Here is a 13,581-nt window from a genome sequence, read left to right on the forward strand (position 1 = left end):
CGTTTTCTCGCCATTTTTCGTCATCGCCTTCCGCCACTGTTCTCCACCACGTCGTCCGTCACGTCGTCCGTCACGTCTTCCGTCGCGAAGCAACGAAGTCCCGAAGTGGGTACCTCCATGTCCGAAACAGCCCTCAAGGCTCCCGGCGCCGCCGCACCGAGCGGTGACGCCAACCGCTGGAAAGCGCTCGTCTTCATCGCGCTCGCCCAGCTGATGGTCGTCCTGGACGCCACCATCGTGAACATCGCCCTCCCCTCCGCCCAGACCGACCTCGGCATATCCGACGGCAACCGGCAGTGGGTCGTCACCGCGTACGCCCTCGCCTTCGGCGGTCTGCTGCTCTTCGGCGGCCGGATCGCCGACCTGTGGGGCCGCAAGCGCGCCTTCGTGCTGGGTCTGACCGGCTTCGCCGCCGCCTCGGCGCTCGGCGGTGCCGCCACCACCGGCGCGATGATGTTCGGCGCCCGCGCCCTCCAGGGCGTCTTCGGCGCACTCCTCGCCCCGGCCGCGCTGTCCCTGCTCGCCGTGATGTTCACCGACGGCAAGGAGCGCGCCAAGGCGTTCGGCATCTACGGTGCCATCGCGGGCGGCGGCGGTGCCGTCGGCCTGATCCTCGGCGGCTTCCTCACCGAGTACCTGGACTGGCGCTGGACCTTCTTCGTGAACATCCCGTTCGCCGTGGTCGCCGCGGCCGGTGCCTACTTCGTCATCCGGGAGCCGGAGGGCGGACGCAACCGCTCCCCGCTCGACATCCCCGGCGTGATCCTGTCCACCCTCGGCCTGGTCTCCCTCGTGTACGGCTTCACCCGCGCCGAGTCCGACGGCTGGGGCGACACGCTGACCGTGTCGATGTTCGTCGCCTCCGTGGTGCTGCTTGTCGCCTTCGTGCTGGTGGAGTCCAAGGTCAAGGCCCCGCTGCTGCCGCTGCGCGTGGTGACCGACCGCAACCGCGGCGGCATCTACCTCTCCCTCGGTCTCGCGATCATCGGCATGTTCGGCCTGTTCCTCTTCCTGACCTACTACCTCCAGGTCGTGAAGGGCTACTCGCCGGTCAAGACCGGTTTCGCCTTCCTGCCGATGGTGGCCGGCATGATCACCGGCTCCACCCAGATCGGTGCCCGGCTGATGACCCGGGTCCCGGCCCGGCTGCTGATGGGCCCCGGCTTCCTCCTCGCCTCGCTCGGCATGCTGCTGCTGACCCAGCTGGAGATCGACTCCTCGTACGCCATGCTGCTGCTGCCCGCGATGCTGCTGCTCGGCCTCGGCATGGGTACGGCGTTCATGCCCGCGATGTCCCTGGCCACCCAGGGTGTCGAGCCCCGGGACGCCGGTGTCGCCTCCGCGATGGTCAACACCTCGCAGCAGGTGGGCGGCGCGATCGGCACCGCCCTGCTGAACACCATCGCCGCCTCGGCGACCACGTCGTACATCAAGGACCACATCGCCGCTGCCGCCGCCAAGCCGCAGCAGCAGGTGGTCAAGCTGGAGGGCATGGTGCACGGCTACACGGCCGCGATCTGGGTCGCCGTCGGCATCCTGGCGCTCGCCTCGCTGATCGCGTTCACCTTCGTCAACGCCGGCCGGCCCGACACCACGGTCGTGATCTCCGGCGAGGGCGCCGAGGACGAGGTGCCGGTGCCGGTGGTGGCCCACTGAGGGCCCGTACGGTGATCCATCGCCGGTCCGCTCGGTGACCCGGCCGGTGGACCACCCGGTGGTCTAGCGGAGCCAGGGCAGGTCCGCACCCGCTTCACTGGGCTGGAGGCCCTCGGCGACGATCTCCATGATCTCGCCGAGGGCCTTCTGCTGTTCCGGGCTCAGCCGCTCGAACAGCGCCTGCCGTACGGCGGTCACATGGCCGGGTGCGGTGCGCCGCAGTACCTCGAAGCCCTCCTCGGTGAGCACCGCGAACTGGCCGCGCTTGTCGGAGGGGCAGTCCTCGCGGCGCACCCAGCCGTTCTTCTCCAGCCGGGCGATGGCGTGCGAGAGCCGGGAGCGGGTGATTTTCGCCTGCATCGCCAGCTCGGTCATCCGCAACCGGCGGCGCGGTGCCTCGGCGAGGCCGACGAGGAGGCCGTAGTAGATGTGCGGCATGCCCGCGTCACGCTGAAGCTGCCGGTCCAGGTGGTCCTCCAGGAGGGTGGTGGCCTGTAGATAGGAGCGCCAGATGCGCTGTTCCTCGTCGGTGAGCCAGCGGTGCCGTGCGGCGGAATCCGGTGCCGTGTCCATGTGTCCCACTGTACGAGGCATCTCCTTGAAACTTGAACAAGTGCGGAGTAGGGTTCTCGATAGAACTTGAGAGTTAAAGTACCTGAGTCGTCGGGAGTCGTAGACATGTCCGCCACCACCCAGGAGCGCATGCCCGCCCTGTACCTCAGTCATGGCGCCCCGCCCCTCGCCGACGACCCGGTGTGGCCCGGCCAGCTCGCCGCCTGGTCCGCCGGCCTGCCCCGCCCCGCGGCCATCCTCATGGTCTCCGCGCACTGGGAAGAAGCCCCGCTCGCCCTCGGCGCGGTCGAGACCGTCCCGCTCGTCCACGACTTCTGGGGCTTCCCCGAGCACTACTACCGGGTCCGGTACGCCGCCCCCGGCGCCCCCGGGCTCGCCGAATCCGTCCGCAAGCTGCTGCGAGCCCCCGGCGTCCCCGTCCAGGACATCCCCGACCGGGGTCTCGACCACGGCGCCTACGTCCCCCTCGTCGAGATGTACCCGGACGCCGACATCCCCGTGCTCCAGATCTCCCTGCCCACCCTGGACCCGGTCCGCCTCATGGACATCGGCCGCAAGCTCGCCCCGCTGCGCGACGAGGGCGTACTGATCGTCGGTTCCGGCTTCTTCACCCACAACCTCGCCGCGCTGCGGTACACCGGCGGCGGCGTCCCCGCCTGGTCGTCCGAGTTCGACGACTGGGGCCGGCGCGCCCTGGAGGCCCGTGACTGGGACGCGCTGCTCGACTTCCTGAACAAGGCCCCGGCCGGCCGCTACGCCCACCCGCGCACCGAACACTTCGCCCCGCTGTTCGTGACCATGGGCGCGGCGGAGGCGGGCGGCGAGCCGGACGCGCAGAAGTCGGTGATCGACGGGTTCTGGATGGGGATGGCGAAGCGGTCGGTGCAGTTCGGCTGAGCTTCGGTGGCCGCGCTCCGGTGTGATTCCGGACGATGTGGCGTACCCGGAATCTCCTGTGAGGTCGCGCCCGTGGCAACCATCAGCCGGTGCGGGCCGTCTTCCGGGTGGGAGAGCAGCCGACGGCGTCGCTCCTCCCGAGTGAAGATCGCGGTATCGAATGTGATGGCCGTCTCACGTACGTGCGGGTTGTAGATCGCCGTGAGGGCTTCGAGTTCCCCCTCGACTCCCTGCCTGACCTGCACCTCAGTACATTCCGACGGCATCTCGCCTCCCAGGGTGGCGGACAGGGTACTGCATGATCAGAAAAATTGGGGGACGGGTTGGGAATTCTGTCCGGATTCCAGTCGTTGTTTCCCACGGATGCCGGGCACTCGGAGAGAGTCCCAGAGACGATCCCAGTAGTGCCGAGCGTTCACCAGGACCACCCGCGAGCCCACTATCGCAAGGGAGCACGCATGGCAACCCGTGCCGTCGCCCGTCGTCAGTCCGCCACCGGCGAGACGGCCGACTCGGCAAGCAGTGTTCGCGCTCACGGCGGCGAGATCGCAGACCGCGACCTGGTCGGTATGTACCTCGACGAGATCGCGCGTACGCCGCTGCTCGACGCCGCAAAGGAGGTCGAGCTGTCCCAGACCATCGAGGCGGGTGTCTTCGCGCAGCAGGTCCTCGACGGCGAGGAGAAGTCGAAGTCGGACGCCTCCCGTGAGGAGCTGGAGGCCCTGGCAGCCGCCGGTGAGCGGGCCAAGGACGTCTTCATCCGCTCCAACCTGCGTCTGGTCGTCGCGGTCGCCCGCCGGTACCCGCGCAGCGGTCTGCCTCTGCTGGACCTGGTCCAGGAAGGCAACGCCGGCCTGGTGCGCGCCGTCGAGAAGTTCGACTACCGCAAGGGCTTCAAGTTCTCGACATACGCCACCTGGTGGATCCGTCAGGCCATCACCCGCTCGATCGCCGACCAGTCCCGCACGATCCGGCTCCCCGTCCACCTGGTGGAGGAACTGGGCCGCATCCGCCGTGTCCAGCGCGAGTTCAACCGCGAGCACGGCCGTGACCCGGAGCCTGCGGAGATCGCCGGCGAGCTGGGCTCCACGCCGGAGCGCGTCACCGACGTCCTCGACTGGGCCCGCGACCCGGTCTCCCTGAACATGCCGGTGGACGACGAGGGCGAGACCCAGTTCGGCGATCTGCTGGAGGACACCTCGGCGGTCTCCCCGGAGCAGTCGGTGCTGACGCTGCTCCGCAGTGAGGAACTGGACGACCTGATCGGCCGCCTGGACCAGCGCACGGCCTCCATCATCAAGATGCGGTACGGCATCGATGACGGCCGCGAGCGCACCCTGACCGAAGTCGGCAAGGAGCACGGCCTGACCCGCGAGCGCATCCGCCAGATCGAGAAGCACGCCCTTCTCGAACTGAAGAAGCTGGCGCGCGACACCGGGTTCGACGCGGCGGCGTAAGGGGGGCTCGGGCGCCGCCCGCCGCAGCGAAGGGGGCGCGGGTTGTGGAGGCCCTGAGGCTCCCGCCGTAGGGCGGCCCGGGCCGAGGACGGGGTCGGGCCGAGGACGGGGTCGGGCCGAGGACGTGGGTGCGGGGGTCGTGTGCGGTGGGCCGTGTCCGATGTCTGACGGCGCACCGCGCACGCCCGGTGGCGAAAGACGGCGCAAACATGGCGCTGTCCCGTCGCTTCAACCGCTGGGCCCGAGGGAACAACCCTTCCGGGCCCAGAAGAGGGCCCCGGAAATCGAACCGCACTCCCCATGCGCACGACCCCACCCCACACACCGCACCCCGGCCGACGGCCGGCACCGGCTGACCCCACGTGAGCCACGTCCCGACGCAATCCCCCCCCGGCGCCGGGACTTCCCGAGCCGGGCTTCGGCGCCCACCCCCCCCCGGGCGCCGGAGCCCGGCTTTCTCCTGCGGTGAGAGGTGGCCGGCCTTGCTCACGGGGAGGCAGGCCAGGCCCCGGTGCGGTCGCCCGACCTCGATGAGCGTGGCCACGGACCTGTTGGAGCGGCGGCCCACCCCGTACCTGAACCCCGGGGTGGACCGCCGGATGGCAGATTCTGCCACACGGGCATAGCCTGCCCGGATGAGCACCACCCCCAGCGCCGCCCACCAGCCGTTTTCCGCCTCCGCGCCGGTCTCCCTCACCGAGCGACGGAAGGCCGAGACCCGGATGGAGATCGCCCGGGCGGCGGCGGCCCTCTTCGTCCGGCAGGGCCTGCGGGCGACCCGAGCCGAGGACATCGCCCAGGCGGCGGGCATCGCACCGCGCACGTTCTACCGCTACTTCGCCACCAAGGAGGAGGCGGTGGCCCCCCTGTACGCGGCCGGCGCCCAGCGCTGGATCGAAGCGGTCCGTACGGCCCCGGCCGACCTGCCTGTCCCACAGGCTCTGGAACACGCCGTCAGCCAGACCCTCACCCCCGGCCTCGGCGTCTCGGCCGCGTCCTGGGAATGGCTGCGCACCCTGATCCGCCTGGCCGACACCAGCCCGGCCCTGCGCAAGGTCTGGGCGGAGGTGTGCCAGGCGTCGGAAGGCGCGCTGGCGGAGATCCTCGCGGCGAGAGAGGGGACCTCGGGACGGCCCACCTCCGAAGCGTCGGGTCCCACCCCGGACCCGGCACGGCCCAGTCCGGACCCGGCACGGCCCACTCCGGACCCGGCACGGATCACCGACCCGGCACGGCCCGGTCCGGACCTCCGTTTCGCCGCGGCCGTGGCCGGTGCCGCCGTGCGGGTGGCCGTGGAGTCCTGGGCCGCCACGACGACCTTGCCCACCGGCCCGGAAAGCCCCGCGGCCCTGGCCGTACGCAACCTGCGCGCCCTGCGGGACTTCGCATGGGGCGCACCCGGTGGGGAGCCCGGGCGCCAAGGCTGACGTGGAGGGAGGCGGACCCCACGCCCCGGCGCCCCTGAACCCCCCGCCCGGCATCTCCGCGCCCGGAACAGCCGGCCCGGTGCCGGTCGGCCCGGCGTCCGCCAGATCGGCGCCCGTCGGTCCAACCCCCGCGGCCCTGCTCAACCGGCTTCTGCGGCCCTGCTCAACCGGCCCCCCAACTCCCGTGCGACCGCCACCAGTTCCCCCGGCCCGTGGACTGTGAACTCGTACCCGGTCATCGCCAGCCGTACCGCCAGCCACTCCACGGGGTCGCCGGTGGTGCCCCGCAGGACGCAGCCACCCGCGCCGTCGTCCTCGGGTACTCCCGCCGTCCCCGGCACCCGTGCGGAGACCTGTTCGGCGGACGCGGCGAACCGCACCTCGAACGCGTACGTCTCCTGCCGCCGGTGGATCGACTGCCGTAGATACTCGGCGGCGCTCCCCGTCGGCAACTCCCGTGGCGCGAACCGGACTCCGGTGGCGAACGGCTCGCTCACCCGGTCGACCCGGAAGGTGCGCCAGTCCGCCCGGTCGAGGTCGTACGCGACCAGATACCAGCGCCGCCCCGTCGACACCAGCCGGTGCGGCTCGGTCAGCCGCCGGGACGCGCTGCCGTCCTTGTCGCGGTAGGCGAACCGCAGCCGCTCCCGCCCCGCCACCGTGGATGCCATCACGGTCAGCGTCTCCGGTGCGATACTCGGACCGTCCCCGCTGGTCAGCGGCGTGGTGGCGGCCTGGAGCGTGGACACCCGGTGGCGCAACCGGGAGGGCAGCACCTGCTCCAGCTTGGCCAGGGCCCGGACGGACGCCTCGTCCACCCCCGCCACCGCGTGCCCGGCACCGGCCCGCAGCCCGACCGCGATCGCGACCGCCTCCTCGTCGTCCAGCACCAGCGGCGGCATGGCCTTGCCCGCCACCAGCCGGTACCCACCGTCCGCGCCCTTCGTCGCCTGCACCGGATACCCCAGCTCCCGCAGCCGGTCGATGTCCCGCCGCACGGTACGGCGGGACACCCGGAGCCGGTCGGCCAGCTCACCGCCGGGCCACTCGCGGGGCGTCTGGAGAAGCGAGAGGAGCTGGAGCAGCCGGGCCGGAGTGTCGGTCGTCATGCGTACGAGGATGCCGTAGATCTAGGACATGATCTGACCTAATAGGGTCCTAGCCTCCCCTCATGACTCCGAACGACGCCACCCAGGAACGCGGGGAACTGCGCGACCAGCCACAGGGGACGGACGCCCGGCGCCCCGCGGCCGCCCCCGCGGCGCTCTCCGAACCGGTCCCCGACCGAGCCCGCTGGCTGGCCCTGGCCATCGTGATGACCGCCGCCTTCATGGACCTGGTGGACGTCACGATCGTCAACATCGCCATCCCGTCCATCGAGCGGTCCGCCCACGCCTCGGTCAGCCAGATCCAGTGGATAACCGCCGGCTACGCCCTCGCCTTCGCCGCCGGTCTGATCACCGGTGGCCGGCTCGGTGACATCCACGGCCGCAAACGGCTGTTCCTCCTCGGTGTCGGCGGCTTCACCCTCGCCTCCGCCCTGTGCGGTTTCGCCGCGAACCCGGAGATGCTGGTCGCCTCGCGCATTCTGCAGGGCGGCATGGCCGCGCTGATGGTGCCGCAGGTGCTGTCGATCGTGCACGCCACCTTCCCGGCGCACGAACGCGGCAAGGTCTTCGGCCTGTTCGGGGCGATCGTCGGTCTCGGCGCGGTCTCCGGTCCGCTGCTGGGCGCACTGCTGACGGAGTGGAACCTGTTCGGCCTCGAATGGCGCCCCATCTTCCTCATCAACCTCCCTGTCGGTGTCCTCGCCTGGATACTGGGCCGCCGCTTCATCACCGAGTCGAAGGCGCCCAAGGCGCTGAAGCTGGACCTCGTCGGCGTCACCCTGGTCTCGCTGGGCCTGCTGATGCTGCTCTATCCGCTCACCCGTGGACGCGAGCTGGGCTGGCCGCTGTGGGGCCACCTCTGCATGGCCGGCGCGCTCGTCGTCTTCGCGGCGCTGGTCTCGTACGAAAAACGGAAGGCGGCCAGGGACGGTTCCCCGCTCATCGAGCTGTCCCTCTTCCGGGTGAAGAGCTTCGCCGCCGGCATCGCCGTGCAGACCGTCTTCGGCGTCGGGCTCGGCATCTTCTTCCTGGTCTGGACGCTGTACATGCAGATCGGCCTGGGCTGGAGCCCGCTGCGGGCCGGACTGACCGGGGTGCCGTTCTCGATCGCGGTGTCCACGGCGGCCGGGCTGTCGGTGGAGCAACTGGTCCCGCGGTTCGGCCGGAAGGTGCTCCAGGCGGGCGCGCTGGTGATGGGTGCGGGCGTGCTGCTCTACCTGTGGGAGGCCCACCGCCATGGTCTCGCCATCACCTCCTGGCAGATGGCCCTGCCGCTGGTCGTGATGGGTCTCGGCATGGGACTGATCGTCGCCCCGCTGACCGACGCGGTGCTCTCGGAGGTGCCGCGCGAGCATGCCGGTTCGGCGTCCGGACTGATCAACACCGTGCAGCAGATGGGCAACGCGCTCGGTCTGGGGCTGGTGTCGGTGGTCTTCTTCGGCCAGATCGGTGACCGGCTGACCCTCGCCCAGGTCGGCCCGGCCTTCGTGCACGCCTTCCAGCACGCGCTGTGGTACGTCGCCGGGCTCATGGGTGCGATCTTCCTGCTGATGTCCGCCCTGCCGAAGCGTCCGGCACAGCACGTGGAGGGCGCCGAGCAGGAGGCGCCGGAGGCGGGGAAGGAGCCGGAGCTGGTCCACTGACAGGGCCGGAGCCGGTCCGCTGACCGGGCCGGGAGCCGGTCCACTGACGGCGGAGCCGGTCCACTGACGGCCGGAGCCGGTCCACTGACGGCCGGAGCCGGTCCGTCGATCGGGAGCGGCGGGGGGGGGGGGGGGGGCCGCCCCCCCCCCCCCGGGGGGGGGGCCCCCCCGCGGTCCGGGGGAACGCAAGCCCCGCCCCCCCAGAGGAGCCAGGAAGTCCGTTCATGCCCGGACTGCGCCCGAATCTGTTTACTTTCCGAGCATCCGGGCATAGTCTGCCGCTGAAACCACACATTCGGACGTACCCGGAAGCGATCGGGCGTCCGGGTGACGGGACCGACGGCACACGCGGAGGCGAGCGGACATGTACGCACCGGAACGGCAGCAGGAGATCCTCCGGCTCGCCCGTGACGGCGGCCGGGTGGACGTGCTGTCCCTGGCCGAGGAGTTCCAGGTCACCGCGGAGACGATCCGCCGCGATCTGAAGGCCCTCGACCGTGCCGGTCTCGTCCGCAGGGTGCACGGCGGTGCCATCCCGGCCGGCCGCCTCGACTTCGAGCCGGACCTCGCCGAGCGCGAGTCCACCGCCGCCGACGAGAAGGACCGCATCGCCAAGGCGGCCCTCACCGAACTGCCGGCCGAGGGCACGGTGATCCTCGACGCCGGTACGACGGTGGCCCGCCTGGCCGCCGCCATCCCGCTGGAGGCGTCCCTCACCGTCGTCACGCACAGCCTGCCCATCGCCGCCCGCCTCGCCGACCACCCGGGCATCCAGCTCCATCTGATCGGGGGGCGCGTACGGCATCGCACGCGCGCCGCCGTGGACGCCTGGGCGCTCCGCGCATACGGCGAGATCCGTGCCGACGTCCTGTTCGTCGCCGCCAACGGCTTCTCCGCCGAGCACGGCCTGACCACCCCCGACCTCGCCGAGGCGGCGGTCAAACGGGCCGCAGTCGCCGCCGCCCGCCGGGTGGTGCTGCTGGCCGACTCCGCCAAGCACGGCCAGGAGCACTTCGCCCGCTTCGGCGGCCTGAGCGATGTGGACCTGCTGATCACCGACAGCGAGCTGAGCCCGGACGAGGCCGCCGCCATCGAGCGCGGCGGCACGGAAGTGGTACGCGCATGATCCTCACCGTCACCCCCAACCCGTCCCTCGACCGCACCTACGAGGTCCCCGCCCTGGAACGCGGCGAGGTCATCCGCGCCACCGGCGAGCGCATGGACCCCGGCGGCAAGGGCGTGAACGTCTCACGCGCCGTCGCCGCCGCCGGCCGGCGCACGGTCGCCGTCCTGCCCCTGGGTGGTGCGCCGGGAGCGCTCGTCGCCGACCTGCTCGACGCGCAGGGCATCGAGGTCGCACCGGTCCCGGTCGCCGGTGCCACCCGCTCCAACATCGCGCTCGCGGAGTCCGACGGGGTACTCACGAAGATCAACGCGCCGGGGCCGGAACTGTCCGTGAAGGAACAGGAACTGCTCCTGGACACGGTCCGCGCGCAGTCGCATGACGCCGACTGGATCGCGTGCTGCGGCAGCCTGCCCCGAGGGCTCGCGCCCTCGTGGTACGCGGACGTCGTCACGCGGGCGCACGCCGGGGGCGCGCGGATCGCTCTGGACACCTCGGGGCGCGCACTCCTGGAGGCGCTGCGCGCGCGGCCCGATGTGGTGAAGCCGAACGCCGAGGAGCTGGCTGGAGCCGTCGCGCGTCCCCTGGTGACCGTGGGCGACGCGCTCAAGGCGGCCGAGGAGGTGCGCGCGATGGGTGCTCGCGCCGTGCTCGCGAGCCTGGGCGCCGACGGCCAGCTCCTGGTGGCGGACACCGGCGCGTGGTTCGGCAGCGCGCACGTCTCCGCCGTCCGCAGCAACGTCGGCGCCGGCGACGCCTCCCTGGCCGGTTTCCTCATCGCGGGCGGCAGCGGTCCCGAGGCACTCGCCTCCGCCGTCGCCCACGGCGCCGCCGCCGTCCAGCTCCCCGGCAGCGTGATGCCGACCCCCGCCGACCTGAACCCCGCGGCCGTGACCGTCACGACGGACGTCCCCCTCGATCGCGAACTGGCCGAGCCGACACCATGACGGCCCCCACGACGCCCCCCGTCCCCACCTCCGCCCTCCCCACCCCCCGGGCGATACCCGCGCAGAGGAGCCCGCGATGAGCGAAATGATCACCGCGGACCTGGTCGACCTCGACCTGTCCGCCGACACCAAGGAAGCGGCGGCCCGTGCCCTCGCCGAGCGCATGGTGGCCCAGGGCCGGGTGACCGACCTGGAGGGCTTCCTCGCCGACGTGGCCGCCCGCGAGGCACAGATGCCGACCGGCCTCGACGGCGGCATCGGCATCCCGCACTGCCGTAGCGCGCATGTCACCGAACCGACCCTCGCCTTCGGCCGCAGCGCCGCCGGCATCGACTTCGGCGCCGCCGACGGCCCCGCCGACCTGATCTTCCTGATCGCGGCACCCGCCGGCGCCGACGACGCCCACCTCACGATCCTCTCCTCCCTCGCCCGCCAGCTGATGAACGCCGAGTTCACCTCCGCGCTGCGGGCGGTGAGCGACACGGATGCGGCGGCGGCACTGATCCGGGGGGACGAGACGCCGGCGGACCAGAGGGCGCGGAGCGCAGGCGTGAGCGCCGCCGGCGAAACGGATGCGGCGAGCGCGAACGGCCCGGCGGGCGCGGGGAGTGGGGTCGCCGGCGCGGGCGCCGACAGTGCCCCGACCGCCGGGAGCGCGCAGGAAGGTGCCGACGCCGCCCAGGGTGCCGTGAGCACCGCGCGCGCCTTTGAAGACACCGCCGCGGCGCCGACGGCGGCCTCCGCCGGCGCCGCGGCGGGCAGCACGACACCCGCTGCCGGCACCGGCACCGGTGCCACTGCCGACGCCGCCGGCACCGGTGCCACTGCCGACGCCGGCGAGCGCCCCTTCCGTGTCGTCGCCGTCACGTCCTGCCCGACCGGTATCGCGCACACCTACATGGCGGCGGAGTCCCTGGAGAACGCCGGCCGCGAGGCGGGCGTCGAGCTGGTCGTCGAGACGCAGGGCTCGGCCGGTTTCACCCGGCTGGACCCGGCGGTGATCGCGGCGGCGGACGGCGTGATCCTCGCGCACGACGTCGCCGTACGCGACAAGGACCGCTTCGCGGGCAAGCCGACCGTCGACGTGGGCGTGAAGGCGGGCATCAACCGCCCCGCCGAACTCATCGCGGAGGTCCGTGAGAAGGCGGCGCGCGGCGAGCTGAGCGCCCCGGCGCACGGGGCGGGCGGCACGCCGGTGGAGCGCGCGGGCGACTCGGGCGAGGGTTATGGCACCAAGCTGCGCAAGTGGCTGATGTCCGGCGTCAGCTACATGGTTCCCTTCGTCGCCGCGGGCGGTCTCCTCATCGCCCTGGGCTTCGCGATCGGGGGCTGGCAGGTCAACAAGGCACCGTCGGTCATGGACCACTTCGTGTGGACGCAGACCGACAGCTGGGGCGCCCTGCTCTTCCAGATCGGCGGCGTCGCCTTCAAGTTCCTCGTTCCGGTCCTGGCCGGCTACATCGCGTATGGCATGGCCGACCGGCCCGGGCTCGTCCCCGGTTTCGTGGGCGGCGCCATCGCTCTGGACATCAACGCGGGCTTCCTCGGCGGCCTGGCGGCCGGTCTGATCGCCGGTGGTGTGGTGATGGCGATCCAGCGGGTGCGGATCCCCGCGGCGTTGCGCGGCATCATGCCGGTGGTGGTGATTCCGCTGATCTCCTCGGCGCTCGTGGGCTTCTTGATGTTCGTCGTGATCGGCAAGCCCATCGCCTCCGCCCAGAAGGGCCTCACGGACTGGCTGAGCGGCCTCACCGGTGCCAACGCCATCCTGCTGGGCGCCCTGCTCGGCCTGATGATGTGCTTCGACCTGGGCGGCCCGGTCAACAAGGTCGCCTACACCTTCGCCACCGCCGGTATCGCCGTCGCCGACCCCAGCGACTCCGCCATGAAGATCATGGCCGCGGTGATGGCGACCGGCATGGTCCCGCCGCTGGCGATGGCCCTGGCCACCACCGTCCGCGGCAAGCTGTTCACCCCGGCCGAGCGGGAGAACGGCAAGGCCGCCTGGGTCCTGGGCGCGTCCTTCATCTCCGAGGGCGCGATCCCGTTCGCGGCGGCCGATCCACTGCGGGTCATCCCGTCCTCCATGGTGGGCGGCGCGCTCACCGGTGCCCTCTCGATGGCCTTCGGCGCCACCTTGCGCGCCCCGCACGGCGGCATCTTCGTGGTCCCGCTGATCGGCAACCCGTTCCTCTACCTGGTGGCCATCGCGGCCGGCGTCTGTGTCACCACGGCCCTGGTGGTGCTCCTCAAGGGGATGCGCAAGCAGAGCCCCGAGCCCACGGCCACCGGTCCCACCGCGAATCCGGCCGGCCCGCCGAAGGGAACGAAGGAGCCGATAGCGGCCTGACCGCCGGACCGCCGTCCACGGCGCCTTGTCCCTTTGGGGCGCTGTGAGTTGTTCATGGCACCTGCGAGATACGTCACGGTCCGGGACCAAAGTCCCGGACTGTGGTGTGTACTGGGGCGTATGCCTGAGCACGCCCCGACTCTCCAGCTGATCGGCGTGGCCGTACTCGCCGTGGCGGCCGTCGCGTGGACCGGCGTCCTGCTGCGCCTGCTGCGCCGTACGCGTCTCCAGGCCGCCCCCCGGCGCCCCGCGGCGCCGCTCCCGGCCCTGCCGCGCCAGACCCGGGGCGGCCCCCCGCAGGAGTCCGTCGAACTGACGCCCGCGGAACAGGACGCGTTCGCGGGCCTGGTTCGGCAACTCGCAGGCGGCTGACACCGGAGAGGGGCGGCTGTCCCCGCC

The 13,581-nt window shown here is 72.0% G+C and carries 11 protein-coding genes and 1 pseudogene; 9 read left to right on the forward strand and 3 right to left on the reverse strand.

The annotated features are described in order from the left end of the window. Window positions 1–117: 117 nt before the first annotated feature. Window positions 118–1,656 (forward strand): MFS transporter, encoded by a 1,539-nt coding sequence (locus ACIGYR_RS33620; RefSeq protein WP_391846843.1) that lies wholly within the window; start codon window positions 118–120, stop codon window positions 1,654–1,656. 63 nt (window positions 1,657–1,719) lie between these two features. Here ACIGYR_RS33620 and ACIGYR_RS33625 read toward each other — a convergent pair whose 3' ends face one another. Then, on the reverse strand, window positions 1,720–2,229 hold the full coding sequence (locus ACIGYR_RS33625; protein ID WP_391846845.1) for a MarR family winged helix-turn-helix transcriptional regulator: 510 nt from the start codon (window positions 2,227–2,229) through the stop codon (window positions 1,720–1,722). Window positions 2,230–2,334: 105 nt separating this feature from the next. On the opposite strand from ACIGYR_RS33625, the gene ACIGYR_RS33630 reads away from it, so the two are divergent. Beyond that, complete coding sequence (locus ACIGYR_RS33630; protein WP_391846846.1) at window positions 2,335–3,126, forward strand: dioxygenase; 792 nt, start codon at window positions 2,335–2,337, stop codon at window positions 3,124–3,126. Here the strand turns inward: ACIGYR_RS33630 and ACIGYR_RS33635 are convergent. Beyond that, a pseudogene (locus tag ACIGYR_RS33635) lies at window positions 3,115–3,392 on the reverse strand (GNAT family N-acetyltransferase); the annotation flags it as partial. The gene ACIGYR_RS33630 and the pseudogene ACIGYR_RS33635 overlap by 12 nt on opposite strands. 192 nt (window positions 3,393–3,584) lie before the next feature. Here ACIGYR_RS33635 and ACIGYR_RS33640 point away from each other — a divergent pair. Then, a complete protein-coding gene (locus ACIGYR_RS33640) occupies window positions 3,585–4,583 on the forward strand; it encodes an RNA polymerase sigma factor RpoD/SigA (protein ID WP_391846848.1) in 999 nt (332 codons plus the stop codon). A gap of 722 nt (window positions 4,584–5,305) precedes the next feature. Further along, window positions 5,306–6,010 carry a TetR family transcriptional regulator gene (locus ACIGYR_RS33645; RefSeq protein WP_399607580.1) on the forward strand — a complete coding sequence of 235 codons (705 nt, stop codon included), beginning with the start codon at window positions 5,306–5,308 and terminating at the stop codon, window positions 6,008–6,010. A gap of 140 nt (window positions 6,011–6,150) precedes the next feature. Here the strand turns inward: ACIGYR_RS33645 and ACIGYR_RS33650 are convergent, their stop codons facing one another. Then, window positions 6,151–7,119, reverse strand: coding sequence for a helix-turn-helix transcriptional regulator (locus ACIGYR_RS33650; RefSeq protein WP_399607527.1), 969 nt, complete (start codon window positions 7,117–7,119; stop codon window positions 6,151–6,153). A 206-nt stretch (window positions 7,120–7,325) separates the two neighbouring features. Between ACIGYR_RS33650 and ACIGYR_RS33655 the strand changes: the two genes are divergently transcribed. From ACIGYR_RS33655 to ACIGYR_RS33675, 5 genes are all read left to right on the forward strand, one after another. Next, window positions 7,326–8,762: an MFS transporter gene (locus tag ACIGYR_RS33655; protein WP_399607577.1), complete on the forward strand. Its 1,437-nt coding sequence runs from the start codon at window positions 7,326–7,328 to the stop codon at window positions 8,760–8,762. Window positions 8,763–9,126: 364 nt separating this feature from the next. Beyond that, a complete protein-coding gene (locus tag ACIGYR_RS33660; RefSeq protein ID WP_399607524.1) occupies window positions 9,127–9,888 on the forward strand; it encodes a DeoR/GlpR family DNA-binding transcription regulator in 762 nt (253 codons plus the stop codon). Further along, on the forward strand, window positions 9,885–10,832 hold the full coding sequence (pfkB, locus tag ACIGYR_RS33665) for a 1-phosphofructokinase (protein ID WP_399607521.1): 948 nt from the start codon (window positions 9,885–9,887) through the stop codon (window positions 10,830–10,832). The genes ACIGYR_RS33660 and pfkB overlap by 4 nt, the downstream gene beginning before the upstream one ends. Before the next feature lie 76 nt (window positions 10,833–10,908). Further along, window positions 10,909–13,182 carry a fructose-specific PTS transporter subunit EIIC gene (locus ACIGYR_RS33670; protein WP_399607518.1) on the forward strand — a complete coding sequence of 758 codons (2,274 nt, stop codon included), beginning with the start codon at window positions 10,909–10,911 and terminating at the stop codon, window positions 13,180–13,182. A 120-nt stretch (window positions 13,183–13,302) separates the two neighbouring features. Further along, the gene (locus ACIGYR_RS33675; RefSeq protein WP_399607516.1) at window positions 13,303–13,554 is read left to right on the forward strand and encodes a hypothetical protein; all 252 of its coding nucleotides are present in this window, start codon (window positions 13,303–13,305) and stop codon (window positions 13,552–13,554) included. The last annotated feature ends 27 nt before the right edge of the window (window positions 13,555–13,581 follow it).

Source organism: Streptomyces sp. NPDC053076 (assembly GCF_044546845.1).
Classification (GTDB): Bacteria; Actinomycetota; Actinomycetes; order Streptomycetales; family Streptomycetaceae; genus Streptomyces.

Excerpts from the sequence above, each read along its gene's own strand:
- ACIGYR_RS33675 (WP_399607516.1), top strand. The coding sequence starts at position 13,303 with ATGCCTGAGCACGCCCCGACTCTCCAGCTGATCGGCGTGGCCGTACTC.
- ACIGYR_RS33670 (WP_399607518.1), top strand. The coding sequence starts at position 10,909 with ATGAGCGAAATGATCACCGCGGACCTGGTCGACCTCGACCTGTCCGCC.
- ACIGYR_RS33640 (WP_391846848.1), top strand. The coding sequence starts at position 3,585 with ATGGCAACCCGTGCCGTCGCCCGTCGTCAGTCCGCCACCGGCGAGACG.
- ACIGYR_RS33630 (WP_391846846.1), top strand. The coding sequence starts at position 2,335 with ATGTCCGCCACCACCCAGGAGCGCATGCCCGCCCTGTACCTCAGTCAT.
- ACIGYR_RS33625 (WP_391846845.1), bottom strand. The coding sequence starts at position 2,229 with ATGGACACGGCACCGGATTCCGCCGCACGGCACCGCTGGCTCACCGAC.
- ACIGYR_RS33650 (WP_399607527.1), bottom strand. The coding sequence starts at position 7,119 with ATGACGACCGACACTCCGGCCCGGCTGCTCCAGCTCCTCTCGCTTCTC.
- ACIGYR_RS33660 (WP_399607524.1), top strand. The coding sequence starts at position 9,127 with ATGTACGCACCGGAACGGCAGCAGGAGATCCTCCGGCTCGCCCGTGAC.
- ACIGYR_RS33645 (WP_399607580.1), top strand. The coding sequence starts at position 5,306 with ATGGAGATCGCCCGGGCGGCGGCGGCCCTCTTCGTCCGGCAGGGCCTG.
- ACIGYR_RS33655 (WP_399607577.1), top strand. The coding sequence starts at position 7,326 with ATGACCGCCGCCTTCATGGACCTGGTGGACGTCACGATCGTCAACATC.
- pfkB (WP_399607521.1), top strand. The coding sequence starts at position 9,885 with ATGATCCTCACCGTCACCCCCAACCCGTCCCTCGACCGCACCTACGAG.
- ACIGYR_RS33620 (WP_391846843.1), top strand. The coding sequence starts at position 118 with ATGTCCGAAACAGCCCTCAAGGCTCCCGGCGCCGCCGCACCGAGCGGT.